Below are 1,125 nucleotides of genomic sequence, written 5' to 3'. Positions count from 1 at the left end.
TATATTATATCATAAAAACAAAAGTCAATATAAATATCACGAATGATTAAGCCAATGTCATAAAATGTAATTTTTGCAATTCATGACGTTATATTGACAATTCATGACATATATGTTGATTTTATGAATTAAATTTGTTTTAATAATCTTGTCGCAACGGTCACAGTATTAATCAAAATAATACATATTTTAAGAAGGTAGCCTTTATGAAAGAATTAAGAGTTGAAGAAATGATGAGTATTAAATGATGAGTATTAATGGTAGACAATTTACACATTGATAAATATATTAGAAACTAAAATTTAAAATATTAAGAAATTGCATATTTAATCTGCAATTTCTTAATAAAAAAAGGAAGGTGTATTGATTTTATGTTATCAAAAACCTATAAAAAAAATTCAATAATTCGAACTCTTACTTTTATTTTTATCTTAATTATTATTGGATTTTTTTTTAATGCACATTTTTCAATGGTCAATTTATTCTTTTATATTATTTTAAGTACATACTTATTATTCTTAAACTATCATGCTCTAAAACTGAAAAAAAAGCTAGACATACTCAAAAATAGTAAAATTCTTAGAAAAATTATTTGGTCAGATAGTCATATATATGCATGTGTAGTGTCATCTATATCATTCATACAGACTTCTAATACAAATACTTTCTACAAATTTATTTTATTTATAATATCCTCAACAATACTTACCATCGTCATGTATCATATATTTCTTTCTACAAAAAAAATACTAGTATCACAGTTTGAAAACAAAAAAAGATTAAAATAAAATATCATAAACTGACGTTTAAAATTTTTATCATTTTAGGTTTACATTTTGGAAAATAAAAGCGTCTTTATTAAAATAGTAAAAACTTTTACAGGAACTACTTTAACTGCTATATTAGCTCCTTTGGCTTTAGGCGTAGAGACACTTACAGGTGCAATAACAAATACTCAATTTGTCGATTTTTTTTATTATCAATTAGCATTGATGAAATGCTAGTTATTGTCGTAAAAGTAGCCATGGCTAATGCCATGGCTACTTTTACTCCCTCAATTTATTAACTTCCTCTACAGAAAGTCCTGTTTTTATTGCTATTGTTTCATTATCTAAAACATCTAAT

Annotated in this window: 1 protein-coding gene; it reads left to right on the top strand. The window is 23.8% G+C overall.

The features are described from left to right. Positions 1 to 836 precede the first annotated feature (836 nt). Positions 837 to 1,004 (top strand): hypothetical protein, encoded by a 168-nt coding sequence (locus BUA19_RS11845; RefSeq protein WP_178137510.1) that lies wholly within the window; start codon positions 837 to 839, stop codon positions 1,002 to 1,004. Positions 1,005 to 1,125 lie beyond the last annotated feature (121 nt).

Source organism: Tepidibacter thalassicus DSM 15285, from assembly GCF_900129915.1.
Lineage (GTDB): Bacteria > Bacillota > Clostridia > Peptostreptococcales > Peptostreptococcaceae > Tepidibacter > Tepidibacter thalassicus.
Note: the sequence above shows the minus strand (reverse complement) of the source record. Positions and strands in the feature narration are given on the sequence as shown.